The sequence below is a fragment of the Bacillus sp. CGMCC 1.60114 genome (genome assembly GCF_042676365.1).
Taxonomy (GTDB): Bacteria; Bacillota; Bacilli; order Bacillales; family Bacillaceae_G; genus Bacillus_A; species Bacillus_A rhizoplanae_A.
Window position 1 is genome coordinate 125,559 of sequence record NZ_JBHTHG010000012.1, and the last position, 15,627, is coordinate 141,185.

Sequence of the window (15,627 nt, forward strand, 5' to 3'; positions counted from 1 at the left end):
AAAAGTCGTCTTCTTATCTAGAAGACGACTTTTTTGTGAACTCACATCATTCTGATTCAAAACATTGTATAATATATGATGTATTTGTTGCAAAAGAGGAGTTGTTACAGTTGGAATATATTATGCTATTATTTGTTGGATTATTAGCAGGAACAATTGGAAGTCTAGTTGGTCTTGGTGGGGGAATCATTATCGTTCCGCTACTGATTAACTTACATACTCTTTCTCCCCAATTGGCTGTTGGTACTTCAATTGTTACTGTCGTATTTACAGGTTTAGCTTCTACCCTCACATATATGAAGCATAAGCGAGTTGATTACAAAAGTGGCCTTATTTTATTTATTGGGAGTGGTCCTGGAGGAATTATCGGATCATGGGCAAATAAATTTTTAAATCAAGATTCATTCTCTTTATACTTTGGAGTTTTTCTCATTTTCGTATCTATTTTACTGATGCTAAAAGATAAAATGAAGCCCCTCTCCCTTTCAAACAGTTCAGTTATTAAACGCTCCTTTACAACTTCTGAAGGAGAGACAATAATCTATCAGTTCCCACCTTTTCTTGCTACCATTATTTCATTTGGTGTAGGTTTTATTTCTGGTTTATTTGGAATTGGTGGAGGTGCTCTATTAGTTCCAGCGATGATGCTTCTCTTTGCTTTTCCAGCACAAATCGCCGTTGCTACATCAATGTTTATTGTTTTTTTATCTGCAATTGTAAATTCAGCAACTCATATTTCACTTGGTAATGTAAGCTGGCTCTATGCCCTTGTTTTAATCCCCGGAGCATGGATTGGTGGGAAAATTGGAGCTTATATTAATACAAAACTAAGCGGTAACGCTATTATCAATTTATTACGCATTACCTTAATCATTCTCGGTGCACGTATGATTATTAGTTCCATTTTGTAACGCATTCTATTAGAATGCGTTATTTTTTTATATACATGTGTAAAGAAACACTCCTAATATAATACATAATAATGAGCAGACACAAAGTAAGATAAAGTTAGAAATGCGTAAATTCCTCAAGATAATCACTCCTATATTTATTACATCTTTTGTATTTTATCCTACTCTAACGTACAGTAAGACCCACCCTGAATTAAGTTGATAAAAATAAAGTGAAACTTCCATCAGTAGTGGATTAAGAATCCTATTTGCTTTATCATACCGAAAAAAAACAAGTTATACATTTACAATGCCCTAACAATATAGAAGCGAGTGTTACAAATCATATGTAATTATTACATTACATATACAATTTCATTGGTTTACATTTATAAAGTGAAACTTCTATTAGAGTGGAGGTACTACTGCCCGCAAATAGCGGGATAAAGTGAAACTTCCTTCCGGGAGCGTTTTTTCCCAGAAGATTAGTTGAACCAATCGGGCTTTTACGGGCAGTTATCCCACACCTATCTTCTTCGCCTCTCTCTCAATCTTGAGGTGGAGGCTTACTGCCCGTTAATGCGGGATAAACAAAAAACAAGCCGAGAAATACCTCTCTCCTAAATAAGGAGAAGCATTTCTCGGCTTGTTATATTTCCTTCAGTGTACAAGCGACCATCCCATAAAATCTTCATGGACTTTTCTTGCCCGTTTATCGTTTCTATCATATAATTCTGCGTAACTATCTGTTTCTTCATCATAAGCCATCGTATAAATAATTTGTCCATCTATTTCGACCGATAGAACAACTCCACCCTTCATTTCTTCTACATGTATCACTGCATCTGTTGAAATCTTCACATCAGTCATTTTTTCATCTAACATGGTATGCCCCCTAAAAAATATTCCTTTCTAGTACCGGTCTTACACATACACACTAAACAGTATACTACTGTAATATGATATATTTCGTCAATAAAATTGATGGACTTTATGTAAAAGTGTGTGTGTGTTTATATAAAGTGAATGTGGGCATAGGTTACTAAATTGCAGAATAAATCTATAAGATTTATTCTGCATTTCATAACTATAGTCTTATACAAACAATTCCTCTATAATAAAGCTAAAAGCAATATATAAAGAGGTGCTTACATTGATTTTACATAAAGGAGAAATACTATTTCGTCAAGGAGAGGAAGGCCCTCTATATTTTATAAAAAGTGGTCTATTAAAGGTAGTTCGTCTCCAAGAAGATGGCACGCCTTTTTTATTTAATATTATTGTTCCAGGTGAAACGATCCCTCACCACTCTTTAATCTCTCCAAAAGAATATCATGGCACTGCAATCGCTTTAATTAAGACAGAAGTAGAGCCGATTTTGTGCAACGCATGGTATGAACAATTACATGCAAATCCCGAATCTTATGCCGATATAGCCCTTCAGCTGCAAATAAAATTACGAACGATGCAAGAGCGTATTGATCAGCTGACAACCGTTTCTCCAAAAGAGCGGCTACTTCGTTTACAAAAATGGTTTACAACATATTTAGGAGACATTCCGATATATGAAATTTTAAACCAAACAGAAATTGGTCAACTCATTGGCATTCGGCGTGAAACAGCGAATCGTCTACTTCGAGAACAAACAAAAAACGAGGTGAACTAACACCTCGTTCTTTTTAATTACTGCAAGCTAGCTGCTGGTCCAAAGAATTCAAAGTGAATATTCTCTGGTGCCACTCCCCATTCTGTCAAAGCTGCATGAATATGCTTCATAAATGGTACCGGTCCGCAGAAGTAGAAATCTGCTTTAGCGGAAGGAACAATAGTTTGTAACCATGCTAAATCAATGAAACCTTCTTTATCATAATTTTTTACTTTCATATCTTGCTCAGTTGGATTAGAGTAGCAAGTATATACTTCTACTTTTTCATGTTCTTTTGCTACATTTGTAACATAGTCTTTCATTGCGTGTACATCACTGTTTAACGCTCCATGAATAAAGTATACATTACGGTTTGGCGATTGCTCAATTAATGTATTTAACATACTCATCATTGGTGTAATTCCTACACCACCACTAATCAATACAACTGGTAACTGTGAATCCATATTCAGCACAAAATCTCCTGCTGGTGCGCTTAACGGTAAAATATCTCCTTCATTTACATGATCATGTAAATAATTCGATACCATTCCATCTAGGCCTTCTGCACCTTTCTCACGTTTTACACTAATACGGTAGTAATCCTTTCCTGTTGCATCTGATAAACTATACTGACGGTTATGTGTATATGTTTCTCCTTCAATATTTAACTGTACACTTACATATTGTCCTGGTAAGAATGAAGATAGCGCTCCCCCATCTTCTGGTTTTAAATAAAAGGATGTAATCACATCACTCTCTTTTTCTTTTTTCACAACGATAAAGTTACGGAAATCTTTCCAACCGCCCGTTTTCGCTGCAGCTTCTTCATACAGCTCTGCTTCTATACCAATAAATGCGTCAGCTATCACACCATAAGCTTCTCCCCAAGCATCTAATACTTCTTGTGGAGCATCAGCTACTTCTTTAATAGCTTGTAGCAAGCATTTACCAACAATTGGGTAGTGTTCTGCTTTAATACCTAAGCTGCGATGTTTGTGTCCAATTTGTTTCACAACTGGAATGATCACCGCTAAGTTATCAATATAATTAGCAGCTGCGTATACTGCATTTGCTAATGCTTGCTGCTGTCTCCCTTGTTTTTGATTTGCATGGTTAAAAATATTTAATAGCTCCGGATGCTCAGAAAACATAATTTGATAAAAACGTGTTGTAATCTCCACACCTTTTTCTTGTAATAATGGTACAGTTGATTTTACAATTTCAATTGTTTTTGGACTTAACATACTATCCACTCCTCTATTTCCTTAGCTATTTCCTTAACTATTTCCATTGTATACGATATCAAAGATATAAGTTGTGATTTTAATCACTATAAACATGGTGGTTTTGTGAAAAACGTCATTAAGGAAACTTTAATCAGCGTCCGCTCCTACCTTATGTACTTGTCTCTCCATCTTGAGATGAGGCCTTACTGCTCGCGAATAGCAGGATAGATGACACCCTCTATCTTCTTTAAGAAATTCCTCGCGAGATTGAGAAGAATGTTACTGTATATGAAAGTAACATCAATAATAAAAAGACATACTAAGTATGCCTTTTTTACTGTGCTTGTAATGCCTGTTCTATTACTTTTACATCTTTCCCATTTCCAAACTCTGTATATCCCCAAATATTCGTCTCACCTGTATATTTATTTACAAGAATATCAAGGTCATGGTATATACGATGCGCATAAATAATATATTCAATATTACGAGCTGCTACCCCTTTTTTCAAAATTTCATAACTTCGTTTCACATCTCGTTTTATTTGCTTATTTTTCACTTTTGTTTCAACATCTTTTAATGAATGTTCCTGTTCTTGAAACCATTTAATTAAATGGTTCCAGTCTCCATCTGTATAGTTTTCTGCTTTTCCATAATTTAAAAAGCTGTTATAACTTTCATGTGTCGTGCGAATAAATTGCAGCACTTCTTTCGTCTCATTCACTTCTTCTATTTTCGGCATTGCTGCTACACCAACTGGCTTACTCGCATAGTGTACAAAAAATTTGGTTAAGCTGTAACTCATGATTCCCATGACAATAAGAGTTCCAAGTATACTCCACATTTTTTTCATACACCCTACTCCTTTTCCTTGTATAAATATTACATTTATTTCTATAAAAAGTAATATTTGTAATATTCTATAAAAAGAATGAGCATTCCTGTATAAATTATTCTTACCATTTCGACAACGTTTTTCTACAAATTACGTGTCGGAAGTTGTTCTTGCAAAATAGTATTTCCTTGATATGTAACATATCCAAGGACTGCAAGTAGTAACATATATAAAATGAACATACTTATACGAGTTTTCATATTTGCAGAATAGTACGTTTCATATTGTTCTTTTTCTTCTTCCCACTTATGTAATTTTCGCTCTGACACTGCTACTGCATCTTGCATCAATAAAAGATACGGTTCTCTTTCCTCTTCATACGGTACGTAATCAAGTGGTTCAAATTTAGGATACAAGTAATCTAATGCTATTTTTCTTTGACGCTCTTCTTTTGTTAGTGTTTTATCTCGTTCTTTTTGACTAAGCATCATCACTTCATGATGCATCATATAGATGGTGCGATGAAGTGCATCTGTTTCTCTCAATTCGTCTTTCAAACGTATAATATATTCTTTTACGGTATCTATTTTCCAACCAAGCTCTTGGATTGGTTGATTTCGCTTTGATACTCTGTGCCATTCTAAACAACCTAATACAAAAATAAATCCAAGGAAAATACTTTTTTGTACAATTGCATAACCAAGTAATATAACAAGGCCCAGCGCCCAAATTTTCGTACTTACAACAGAAACAATTCGTCCACCATCGAGTGGTGATACGGGAATTAAGTTAAAGAAATTAATCATACTACCAAGTACAATAACAAGTGCCCAGAACGGTTCTTTTGTTATCATATACAGCGGAATTGCTGGCAAAAAAGAAATTAAACCAAATAACGGTCCCATATATGCAATGTATGCCTCGTCTTTTGCGTTTTTAGGCAATTCTTTCATTCCTATAACCGCTCCCATAAATGGGATAAAAATAGCAGGTGATGTTGCAATCCCTTTTCTTCTTGCTGCCCACAAATGGCCCATTTCATGAATAAGTAATAAGTATACAAGCGCAACACCAAATTTCCATCCATATATCGCTGCATAAGCACCTAGAGATAACAACATACTAAATACAGTAGAAAACTTTGCTAATTTCACAATAGCAAATACCCATTTTAATTTAGACAGCAAAAAAACACCAACTGCTGCAATAATTCCCCATAATCCTTTTGTATTTTGTTTCATATTCCTCTCCTTACCAATAGTCTTTTTCTTCTTAATTATGCCATATATTTTAATTTTATTGGGAACGACTGTTTAATTCATCCATTTTTAGCCAATACTATACATGCAAGGAGGTGAAAACAGTGACATTACAATCTGTTATGATCGGTGCCTTATCTTTTCTAGCTTCTATGCTTATTTTTTATACTGTTGGACATGTATTACTATTGGATTGGCTGCCAAACAATATTTTTATTAGCTCCATTATCCTTTCTGCACTTATTATCGCTTATTTCATTACGCGAAAATCTATGAATGAACCGTCAACAAAAACAAAATAAAAGAGTGATGAGATTTTATCCATCACTCTTTTTCTCATTTCCTAGAAAAAACTTTACCTTTGTAAATCCATCTTCTCTCCATATTCTTTCACTATTTGAATAATATTTTGAAACGCACCAATCTCTTCTTTTTTATAATTAAACATTTTTAAATCATATTGGTCATAGTACGTTTCTAACATTGTTAGCTGAGAGGATGATAAATTGTTAGCAGGAATTAAAAAATTAACTTCATACTGTTTATATCCTTCTTTCACCATTTCACCTTGAATTTGTTCACTTTTTTCTTTATTGATTATCTTTTGTACTTTCGGAGGAAAATATATTTGAAAATAATAGTTTTTTTCTTTTTCTAGCTTTTTATATAATGCATCTGAAATCGTGTAATATACCGTATAATGAACTATATTTTCCTTTGTTTTAATATGAAAGCGCGTAATTTGTAAATCCTTTTTAGTAATTTCAGTTATAGTTGGCTGTTGTTCATCCTCATTTTGTGTTGAAGATACTGTCGGAAACAAAGAAAGTAGCTTTTCTGTATCCGCCTTTGATATAAGATAGAAATTATTTGTATCTGTTTCTTTTTGTAACCAACCTGTTCTCGCTTCTGTGCGAAGCCAAGCTTTATACTTTTCTTCTTGTCCGTTTTTCCTAATTTTAATTACATATTCTGGTTCACCTAATTCACCTATTACGTTTTGTTTCTCCGCTTTGTTTATAATATTTGAAATAATTTTCGCTTCCTCGTCCTTCAATATTTTATCCTCTTGTCCTGTTTTGGATACAATTATTTGTATATTCTCTTCCATAACACTCCCCGCTTCTTTTGCTGATTTCTCACCTTGTTCTATTTTCTTCCCCGTTTGATTACATGCAACTAATAAGAACAGAACAAATATAAACGACCATTTTTTCCGCATAGCTCCCATCCTCATTTCTCAAAATAAGAAAAACTTATTGTTCTCAAAAGAAAACAAAATCAACCTAACAAACAAAATTAGATATACTATACATGAAAGGAGGCTTTCAACATGTCAATAGATTTCCACAGTCCAAACAATAAGTATACGTATACAAATCGTCAAGCAACGGATTCATGGACATCTATGATCCAAAATATTGTAAGCATCAAAGAAAAGAGCGTGATTGATATTGGGTGCGGTGGTGGTATTTATACAAAACAACTCGCTATGATGGGGGCAGCTGAAGTAGTTGCTTTTGATTTTTCAAATGAGATGCTCGAAGCTGCCAAGGAAAATTGCGCTCACATACAACATGTTTCATTTGTACAAGGTGACGCTCATAACCTTCCTTTTGCAGATGCAACCTTTGATATTGTTATATCACGAGCTGTTATTCATCATCTAGAGCATATTCCTCAATTTTTCCAAGAAGCATTTCGTATTTTAAAACGAAACGGTATACTCATTCTCCAAGACCGAACAATTGAAGATTGCACGATTCCAGGAAGTTCAGAACATATTCGCGGCTATTTCTTTTCTTGTCATCCAAAATTAATCTATACAGAAGCAAAACGCAGACCTAAAGTAAATCAAATACTGCATTGGTTACACGACAGCGGCTTCCATACAAATCCTATTGAAACTCTTTGGGAAGTTCGTAAAGTACATCCTTCAATTGAAAGTTTACTTCAAGATTTATCTCCTCGGACAGGCCGCTCTATTTTACATGAATTATCGGACGATGAGCTTTTTCAATTATTACAGCATATTCACTCTAAACTTCACAACAAATCTCCTATTATAGAACAAGATCGTTGGACTATTTGGACAGCCGTGAAAGAGTAGCAAGCCTCACAATATGTGAGGCTTGCTACTCTTTCATAATCTTGTTCGGCAACACTCTTGATATCCACCGCTTCTTGCCTGTGCTCTACCACACTTTGAACATACTAAAAATCTGGATTGGTTTGCAAACAAACTACCTTTATCAAAAAGTAACACTCCTGCTTGTTTAAGCGAACGAGAATAATATAACCATATAAAACCACAAATTGCAGTAATACATAACAATACACCCATTACAAGCATCTTCGTCACCTCTGCTTTGTCTGTTCTTTCCAGCGAGTGGATGATTACATTATTCTCTACACTGAACAATAAATCCTTCTTTTCTTCATGAAAACTCCCTATACTTATCTTCCTCTCTTCTCTTTGAACCTTGAGGGGGGGGCTTATTACTCAAGAATAGCAGGATAAAAAATCTTATAATCTCCACAAAAAATTTACGATTTTTTAATAAAATAAAGTGTTGTCCTTCTATTACAATAAAAACACCAATATATGTAAAGGGGTGACAACATGATTAACTTTCTTTTATATATTCCTCTTCTCATTTCTATAACTCTTTCTTCATTTTTTTCCACTGCAGAACCTTCCGAAATACGGGTGCAAATAATCGGATTAAATGATTTACACGGACAAATTAATACGACTACAATGCTGCACGGACAACCTGCTGGCCGCGCCGATTATATAGCCTCCTATATCAAATCATATAAAGAACAATTTCCCCATACCTTACTTGTTCATGCCGGTGATATGATTGGTGGAAGTCCCCCCATTTCTGCTCTCTTTCAAGATGAGCCAACAATAGAGTTTTTAAATATGCTGAAATTTGATGTCGGAACAGTTGGTAATCATGAATTTGACGAAGGTACAGAAGAACTAAAACGACTAATTGATGGCGGTTTTCATCCAAAAACAGGTATGTTTCCAGGTAGCTCTTTTCCTTACGTTTGTGCAAATGTAGTAATTACTAACACAAATAAACCGCTATTTCCACCATATGCGATTAAATGGATTGATGGTATTCCCATCGCTTTTATTGGCATCGTTACAAAAGATACACCATTTCTTACTATGCACAATGATATGTCGGCGGTCACCTTTTTAGATGAAGCTACTGCTGTTCAAACATACGTACGAGAATTACAGCAAAAAGGCATCCATGCAATTATCGTTCTTGCTCATCTAGATGGTAAGACAACAGGCGGAATTACTTACGGACCACTTGCTGATTTAGCAAGCAAACTTGACGATGATGTAGATGTATTATTTGGTGGACATAATCATTCTTATATGAATGGTTATGTCAATGGCAAACTACTCGTTGAAGCGTATTCTTACGGAAGGGCTCTCGCGGATGTACAGCTCACAATCAATCGCAAAACGAAAGATATTACAAAAAAAACCGCAAAGATCATTCCTACTTATCATAATCAAATACAACCTAATCCAATTATCCGAACATGGCTACAGAGCTATCAAACAAAAATAGCCCCATTAACCGAGCAAATACTTGGAAAAAGCATACACAAGCTGACACGAGATCAAAATAGAAACGGTGAAGCAGATCTTGGTGCTCTTCTTGCTGCATCTCAGCGTCAAGCTATGCAGGCTGACATTGCATTCGTCAATCCAGGTAGTATCCGCCATGATTTACCAGCTGGTTCTATTACATGGGAACATACCTTTCTCATTCAACCTTTTGAAAATAAACTCATTAAAATGGAGTTAACTGGAAGAGAAATTCGAAGTGTACTGCATGAACAGTGGACTGAGGAAATACGTATGTTACAAATATCCGGAATTCGTTATACATGGGAAAAAAACGAGGTAAAATCGATTACACTAGAAAACGGTGAACCACTCCAGGATGATGCAACCTACTCTGTCGTAGTAAACTCTTTTCTAGCAAACGGCGGAGATAAATTTACAATTTTTAAAAATGGACGAAATCGTATTGAAGGTCCGACAGATCAAGAAGCATTTGTAAATTTCATCCGTTCGACTCCATCTTTGGAAATTATTCAAGCTAATCACATTCAAAAAATATATTAACGCTATAAATATGCCAAAAACAAATACACTACAGAAGATTTCTTAATCTTTTCTGAACATAAAAACTCCCGTAAATGGGAGCTTTTATGTTTGATATTCATATTATTGTTATAATACTTGCAACACATTCACGTAGTTTTCTAACTTTACTTTTTGCTGATTTCTTTCAAGTATTGTTTGAACCAGCATATAATCCCTCGTATGATGACACTTACATTTTTTATGGTCAATACATACAAAATAAAAAAGGCTTCTATATAGCCCCTTTATCCCGCTATTCACGGACAGTAGGACCCCCGCTGGGAAGTTCCACTTTATTTTGTAAGCTGATGACGAAACGCATAAATAACCGCTTGCGTACGATCACTTACATTTAATTTATTTAAAATATTACTTACATGTGTCTTTACTGTTTTTAAGGCAATAAAAAGCTCATCTGCAATTTCTTGATTACTCTTTCCTTGGGCAATTAATAGTAAAATTTCAAACTCTCGCTCTGTTAAATCTTCATGTAGCGACTGTTCTTTCTTTTGTCTCATACGTGACATCATTTTCCCGGTAACTTTCGGTTCAAGCACTGTTTCCCCATCGTACGTTGCCCGTACTGCATCTGCTATATCACTTGCTTTCGATGTTTTTAATAAATAGCTAGTTGCACCAGCCTCAATGACTGGATATAGTTTTTCATCGTCTAAAAAACTTGTTACAACAACAATTTTAGCTTCCGGCCACTCTTGAATGATCGCACGCGTTGCCTCAACACCGTCCATTTCATCCATAACAAGATCCATTAAAATAATATCTGGTTTTAGTGCTAATGCTAATTCTGAACCTTTTCTTCCGTTTTCTGCTTCTCCTACAACTTCAATATCCGGCTGAGTTGATAAATAAGCAGATACACCCATACGAACCATTTCATGATCATCAACGAGCAGTACTTTAATCATGCTGTTCCCCCTCTCTTTCTATAAGAATCGGCACTTTCACTTCAATTTGCGTTCCTTTATTCGGAAAACTTAATACTTTTAAAGTTCCGCCAATTTCATGGACACGTTCTTGCATAGAACGAAGACCGTATGATCCAGCTTTATTGACGCCTACTTCAAAACCTACGCCGTCATCAATAATCTTTAAAATTGCATATTCATCAATTTGACGCAGCCTTACTTCCGTTTTCTTTGCTTTTGCATGTCGCAACGTATTGGACAACGCTTCCTGTACAATACGGAATAAGTGATCTTCTACACCTTTTTTCAATTGAATTGGCTCAATCAACCATTCAATCTTCATATGTTGTTTTCTTGAGAGCTCCGATAATAATTCTTCAATACCTTCTGTTAATTTTTTTCCTTCTAATTGAACAGGACGTAAATGAAGAAGCAACGCTCTCATTTCTGATTGTGCATTTACAATCATATTTTCAACAAGTTGTAATTGTTTTTGAGTACCCTCTGATATATTAGTGGTTTGCTCATTAATTGCTGCCATCATCATCGACATAGCAAAGAGTTGTTGACTTACAGAATCATGAAGCTCCCTAGCTAAACGATGCCTCTCTTCTGAAATAACCTTTTGTCTCATTTCTTCATTCCAATGCGCCCGTTCATTGGTTACTTTTTGAAATAATCCCGCTTGCTCCTCTAATCTCTTAGCAAGTGCAAGTACCTTTCGCTCCACTTCATGGAATTCATCTTCTGCAGTAAACGAAGCATCCTTCGGGAAATTTCCTCGTTCTACTTCGAATAAAAAAGTCGTTAAACCTTGGATACGCTGCTGCATATAATAACCAATTGCATATCCAACAACTCCACCAATGAGAAGACTCATGCAGATAAGAAACAATCCAATTGGGACAGAAGCAATAGATTCTTTCCATAATAAATCATATACAGATTGCTCACTTTTCCATACATATACGATGGTACAAATGAATGCAATACTACTAGCAGATAACATGGAGTATCGAATATACATCCATGAAATATTCTTTTGCCTTTTCATTATACTTTCCTCACTTCCGTATCGCCTACGATAAGCGAAGAAATAATTTTAATACGCCTAGGAGCTTCTTTATAGTGTTCTGTTTTAAATGTTACATTACGATTAAATCCTGTTTCTTCATGATTCGGAAGCGAAATTTTTCCAACAATAACAGAATGATTTAAAGATAGTTCAATATCATATGGAACATACAAACGAATATTACCAATAACACCACGAATAACAATGACTGTTTCTCCTTCTGGAATCATAGCTGTTGTTAAATCAATTTCAACATCACCGATTCCATACTGGACATTAATATCTTCTAACTCATAAATATGATCCATTATTCGTACATTACCAACCATTATATTCTTAAGATACGGTTCTGTTCGATAGATTTGTTTTTCTTCATTTATATATCCTTTTTCCTTAATTTCGACCTGTACCATTTTTGACTTCTGCTGACCTTGCATAAGCTGATAACCAACGAAAGCTAAACAAGCAAATAGAACGAGCACGAAGGCTGCTGATGAAAACAAGAAGAATACGAAAATGAGTCCTCCGACAAATAAAAGCACATTCCCTCTCACATACCGACTCTTTTTTCGATAATTCCTTCCAAACATAATCATGATAAAAGCAAAAATAAGGGCACCCGGCTCAAAATGTCCGAGAATCATATCAAGAACAAGACCAAATCCAAATATAATGAGGAGCATCCCTATAAATTGTGTTTTTGAAATTTGTTTCTTCATCTCAGCTCCCCTTTCTTTGTCATATGTAAAGTGAAACTTCTATCAGTGGGGGAGTTTTTTTCATCCCCCACTGATAGTTAGTTGAACCAATCGGGCTTTTACGGGCAGTTTATCTCTCACCTAACTTCTTTGCTTTCACCGGATTTTGAGGTGGGAGTATTACTGCCCGTTAATGCGGGATAAACAGAAGAAAAAGGTATTGCATTCCAACACCTTTTCTTCTATCACTATATCATAAGCTTGTTTTATAATGTACTACAATTATTTTACTGATTCTTTTGTTAAAGATACTTCATCCTTTTCCTTCATTTCGCGCTCAAGTTTAGCAATTTTCATATCAAATGTATCCCGAGCATATTCATCATTGATGCGCAGCTCTATATTACGAATATGATCTTCAATTTCTTCAAATCGTAAAAACGGATTATTTTCCTCCATCTTATGAAGCGCAGAATTCATACGACGGTTTGCGTGTGCCATATTTTCACGCGCCATTAATTCCATACGCTTTGCATGCAGTTCTTTTAATTTGTTTTTCATTTGAGATAAACGATGTTCTAATTCATCAATTTGTTCCACAACTCCCGCGTACATTTCTTCTAAGCGAGCAACTTGCCCTTCATAATATGCTACTTCTTCTAAAGCTCGCTCATGCAACTCTAGGACGCCTGCTTCTTTTGCAACTTCCGCTTGTTTCGCTCTTTTAGTTGCGAGGTAACGGGCCCCTTCAAGTTCACGAGAAAAATTAGATTTTAATGTTTTATGACGCTCAATTAACTTTTCAATTTTTGTTACTTCACGCTCACTATCACGTAAATATTGATTTAACATCGCAATTGGATTTTTTCTTTCCTTTTCGTCTAAAACATTATGAAAATCTGCAAGTATTGCATCACGTACACGTCCGAATAATGATTGTTTCATTTTTAATCTTCCTCTCTTCTACTTTATTATTTTAGTTGTTTAATATTAGTTATTTTTCATTAATTTGTTCCATTCATCTTCAAAATTGCTATATGGTTTAGAACCTTCTGAAGCAAACTCTACTACAGCTTTTTCTTTTTTCCATTCGCGGTATCCATAATATAGAACAACTAATGCGACGATACCGATTAATGCTGGTGAATTTGAAAGGCCAATTGACAAGCCAACTAAACCGACAATACCCCAAGCTAACTTTCCAAAAAATGATCGTGCTCGCACAAATGATTTATAGCTCCAGTACACAATCCCCGCTCCAATTGCTAACCCTATAATACCAGCAAGACTTCCAAGAGCAATTAAAGCCAAAATACCGGCTGCGATAAACGCTAAAAACTGTTTCATCTTGTGCTTGCCTCCCTTCGATTTGATACTCTTATCTTAACTACTTTTTCATTTTTCTATAACGAGCTTAAGAACTGTTTTCTTCTCAGACTTAAGTCCTATTTCCTTTCAGACTCTTACTGTAATGAAATGCAGTGAAATTACTGCCCGCAAATAGCGAGATAAACAAAAAAGGATGCCTTCTACAAGACATCCTCTTTTTCTTACGCTGTTTTTACATATTCCTTTTTCTTGGCTACAGGTGAAAGACGCGGAAAATTAATTATAATTGAAATAATACCGCAAACTGCAACTAACATTGGATAAAATGAATACGGTAATAACTCAACTGGTGAAAGTGAAGCAAATCCTGCTGCTGTTAACATTTGCGCACCGTACGGGATTAACCCTTGCACGCTACAAGAAAATAAGTCTAACAAGCTCGCAGATTTTTTCGGATCAATATTGTATTGATCTGCAACATTCTTTGCCAGTGGACCTGTGAAAATAATAGAAATCGTATTATTTGCTGTGCACATATTTGTCATGCTTACAAGACCAGCGATTCCAAATTCAGCACCTTTTTTCGAGCGAATATTACGCGTTAGTACATTCATTAAATAATGAATACCGCCGTTATATTGAATAATTTCAACCATTCCACCGATTAAAATTGCTAATAATACCATCTCCATCATACCATTAATTCCTACTGTGACACTTTTAAAGAAACTTGCTAATGTGTAGCTGCCATCTAACATGCCAATGATACCAGCAAACACTGTTCCTCCAGTTAATACAACGAGTACGTTACATCCAAGCAGCGCTGTAATTAACACCCCTGCATACGGTAAAATTTTCACCCAGTTAAACGCATGTGCCGTCATATTTGTATGAGTTCCTAACGTAAGAACGATTAAAAGTATAGTCGTAATAATGGCAGCCGGTAAGACAATCAAGAAGTTTGTTTTAAATTTATCTTTCATTTCCGTTCCTTGTGTACGCACCGCAGCAATTGTCGTATCTGAAATAAAAGATAAATTGTCACCAAACATTGCTCCGCCAACAACTGTCGCCATAGCAAGTGCCATAGAAATATCAGTGTGCCCACTAATTCCCACTGCAATTGGCGCCAATGCCGCAATTGTACCCATTGACGTTCCCATCGCTAATGAAATAAACGCACCAATAATAAACAGTCCAGCAACTAATAAGCTTTGTGGAAAAATAGTAAGAGCTAAGTTTACTGTTGCTTCAACAGCGCCCATACCTTTTGCTGTTTCAGAAAATGCACCTGCTAATACAAAAATTAATACCATAATCATGATATCTGGATTGCCAGCCCCTTTAGCAAAACGTTCAACCTTTGTCGTAAAGTTCTCTTTTCTGTTCATTACTAATGCAACAGCAACTGCAATTAAAATAGCTACTACGATTGGTAACTTATAAAAATCCCCTGTAATGACACCAGAACCAATAAATAGTGCTAAAAATACACCAAGTGGCAATAGTGCCCATCCATTTCCTTTTGTTTGTTCCAAAGTAATATCCTCTCCTA

Annotated in this window: 17 protein-coding genes; 5 read left to right on the forward strand and 12 right to left on the reverse strand. The window is 35.4% G+C overall.

Going from position 1 to position 15,627, the window contains the following annotated elements; all coding sequences use genetic code 11:
• Window positions 1-110: 110 nt before the first annotated feature.
• On the forward strand, window positions 111-911 hold the full coding sequence (locus ACFQZ1_RS06640) for a sulfite exporter TauE/SafE family protein (protein WP_377881326.1): 801 nt from the start codon (window positions 111-113) through the stop codon (window positions 909-911).
• 639 nt (window positions 912-1,550) lie between these two features.
• Here ACFQZ1_RS06640 and ACFQZ1_RS06645 read toward each other — a convergent pair.
• Window positions 1,551-1,775: a hypothetical protein gene (locus ACFQZ1_RS06645; protein ID WP_336482743.1), complete on the reverse strand. Its 225-nt coding sequence runs from the start codon at window positions 1,773-1,775 to the stop codon at window positions 1,551-1,553.
• Between the two features lie 268 nt (window positions 1,776-2,043).
• On the opposite strand from ACFQZ1_RS06645, the gene ACFQZ1_RS06650 reads away from it, so the two are divergent.
• On the forward strand, window positions 2,044-2,556 hold the full coding sequence (locus ACFQZ1_RS06650) for a Crp/Fnr family transcriptional regulator (protein ID WP_377881327.1): 513 nt from the start codon (window positions 2,044-2,046) through the stop codon (window positions 2,554-2,556).
• Between the two features lie 17 nt (window positions 2,557-2,573).
• On the opposite strand, the gene hmpA is transcribed toward ACFQZ1_RS06650, so the two are convergent.
• The 3 genes from hmpA to ACFQZ1_RS06665 form a co-directional block, all read right to left on the reverse strand.
• Entirely contained in the window at window positions 2,574-3,782 is a 1,209-nt protein-coding gene (hmpA, locus tag ACFQZ1_RS06655; protein ID WP_377881328.1) for an NO-inducible flavohemoprotein, read from the reverse strand.
• Window positions 3,783-4,098: 316 nt separating this feature from the next.
• Window positions 4,099-4,617: a hypothetical protein gene (locus ACFQZ1_RS06660; protein ID WP_377881329.1), complete on the reverse strand. Its 519-nt coding sequence runs from the start codon at window positions 4,615-4,617 to the stop codon at window positions 4,099-4,101.
• A 125-nt stretch (window positions 4,618-4,742) separates the two neighbouring features.
• A complete protein-coding gene (locus ACFQZ1_RS06665) occupies window positions 4,743-5,840 on the reverse strand; it encodes a site-2 protease family protein (protein WP_377881330.1) in 1,098 nt (365 codons plus the stop codon).
• A gap of 122 nt (window positions 5,841-5,962) precedes the next feature.
• On the opposite strand from ACFQZ1_RS06665, the gene ACFQZ1_RS06670 reads away from it, so the two are divergent.
• Window positions 5,963-6,160 (forward strand): hypothetical protein, encoded by a 198-nt coding sequence (locus ACFQZ1_RS06670; protein WP_377881331.1) that lies wholly within the window; start codon window positions 5,963-5,965, stop codon window positions 6,158-6,160.
• Between the two features lie 53 nt (window positions 6,161-6,213).
• Here the strand turns inward: ACFQZ1_RS06670 and ACFQZ1_RS06675 are convergent, their stop codons facing one another.
• The gene (locus tag ACFQZ1_RS06675) at window positions 6,214-7,080 is read right to left on the reverse strand and encodes a YhfM domain-containing protein (RefSeq protein ID WP_377881332.1); all 867 of its coding nucleotides are present in this window, start codon (window positions 7,078-7,080) and stop codon (window positions 6,214-6,216) included.
• A 111-nt stretch (window positions 7,081-7,191) separates the two neighbouring features.
• On the opposite strand from ACFQZ1_RS06675, the gene ACFQZ1_RS06680 reads away from it, so the two are divergent.
• On the forward strand, window positions 7,192-7,968 hold the full coding sequence (locus tag ACFQZ1_RS06680; RefSeq protein ID WP_377881333.1) for a class I SAM-dependent methyltransferase: 777 nt from the start codon (window positions 7,192-7,194) through the stop codon (window positions 7,966-7,968).
• Between the two features lie 33 nt (window positions 7,969-8,001).
• Here the strand turns inward: ACFQZ1_RS06680 and ACFQZ1_RS06685 are convergent, their stop codons facing one another.
• Window positions 8,002-8,211, reverse strand: coding sequence for a hypothetical protein (locus tag ACFQZ1_RS06685; protein ID WP_336483020.1), 210 nt, complete (start codon window positions 8,209-8,211; stop codon window positions 8,002-8,004).
• Window positions 8,212-8,481: 270 nt separating this feature from the next.
• Here ACFQZ1_RS06685 and ACFQZ1_RS06690 point away from each other — a divergent pair, with 270 nt between their 5' ends.
• The gene (locus tag ACFQZ1_RS06690; RefSeq protein WP_377881334.1) at window positions 8,482-10,023 is read left to right on the forward strand and encodes a bifunctional metallophosphatase/5'-nucleotidase; all 1,542 of its coding nucleotides are present in this window, start codon (window positions 8,482-8,484) and stop codon (window positions 10,021-10,023) included.
• Window positions 10,024-10,337: 314 nt separating this feature from the next.
• On the opposite strand, the gene ACFQZ1_RS06695 is transcribed toward ACFQZ1_RS06690, so the two are convergent.
• The 6 genes from ACFQZ1_RS06695 to ACFQZ1_RS06720 all read right to left on the reverse strand — a co-directional run bounded on the left by ACFQZ1_RS06695 (window position 10,338) and on the right by ACFQZ1_RS06720 (window position 15,610).
• Window positions 10,338-10,970, reverse strand: a complete 633-nt coding sequence (locus ACFQZ1_RS06695; RefSeq protein ID WP_377881335.1) for a response regulator — start codon at window positions 10,968-10,970, stop codon at window positions 10,338-10,340.
• Window positions 10,963-12,024, reverse strand: coding sequence for a sensor histidine kinase (locus ACFQZ1_RS06700; protein WP_377881336.1), 1,062 nt, complete (start codon window positions 12,022-12,024; stop codon window positions 10,963-10,965). The genes ACFQZ1_RS06695 and ACFQZ1_RS06700 overlap by 8 nt, the downstream gene beginning before the upstream one ends.
• Complete coding sequence (gene liaF, locus ACFQZ1_RS06705; RefSeq protein WP_377881337.1) at window positions 12,024-12,764, reverse strand: cell wall-active antibiotics response protein LiaF; 741 nt, start codon at window positions 12,762-12,764, stop codon at window positions 12,024-12,026. Before liaF ends, ACFQZ1_RS06700 begins: the two co-directional genes overlap by 1 nt.
• Window positions 12,765-13,025: 261 nt before the next feature.
• The gene (locus ACFQZ1_RS06710) at window positions 13,026-13,688 is read right to left on the reverse strand and encodes a PspA/IM30 family protein (protein ID WP_377881338.1); all 663 of its coding nucleotides are present in this window, start codon (window positions 13,686-13,688) and stop codon (window positions 13,026-13,028) included.
• Window positions 13,689-13,733: 45 nt separating this feature from the next.
• Window positions 13,734-14,090, reverse strand: coding sequence for a lmo0954 family membrane protein (locus ACFQZ1_RS06715; RefSeq protein ID WP_377881339.1), 357 nt, complete (start codon window positions 14,088-14,090; stop codon window positions 13,734-13,736).
• A 203-nt stretch (window positions 14,091-14,293) separates the two neighbouring features.
• Window positions 14,294-15,610 carry a Na+/H+ antiporter NhaC family protein gene (locus ACFQZ1_RS06720; RefSeq protein WP_377881340.1) on the reverse strand — a complete coding sequence of 439 codons (1,317 nt, stop codon included), beginning with the start codon at window positions 15,608-15,610 and terminating at the stop codon, window positions 14,294-14,296.
• Window positions 15,611-15,627: the final 17 nt, after the last annotated feature.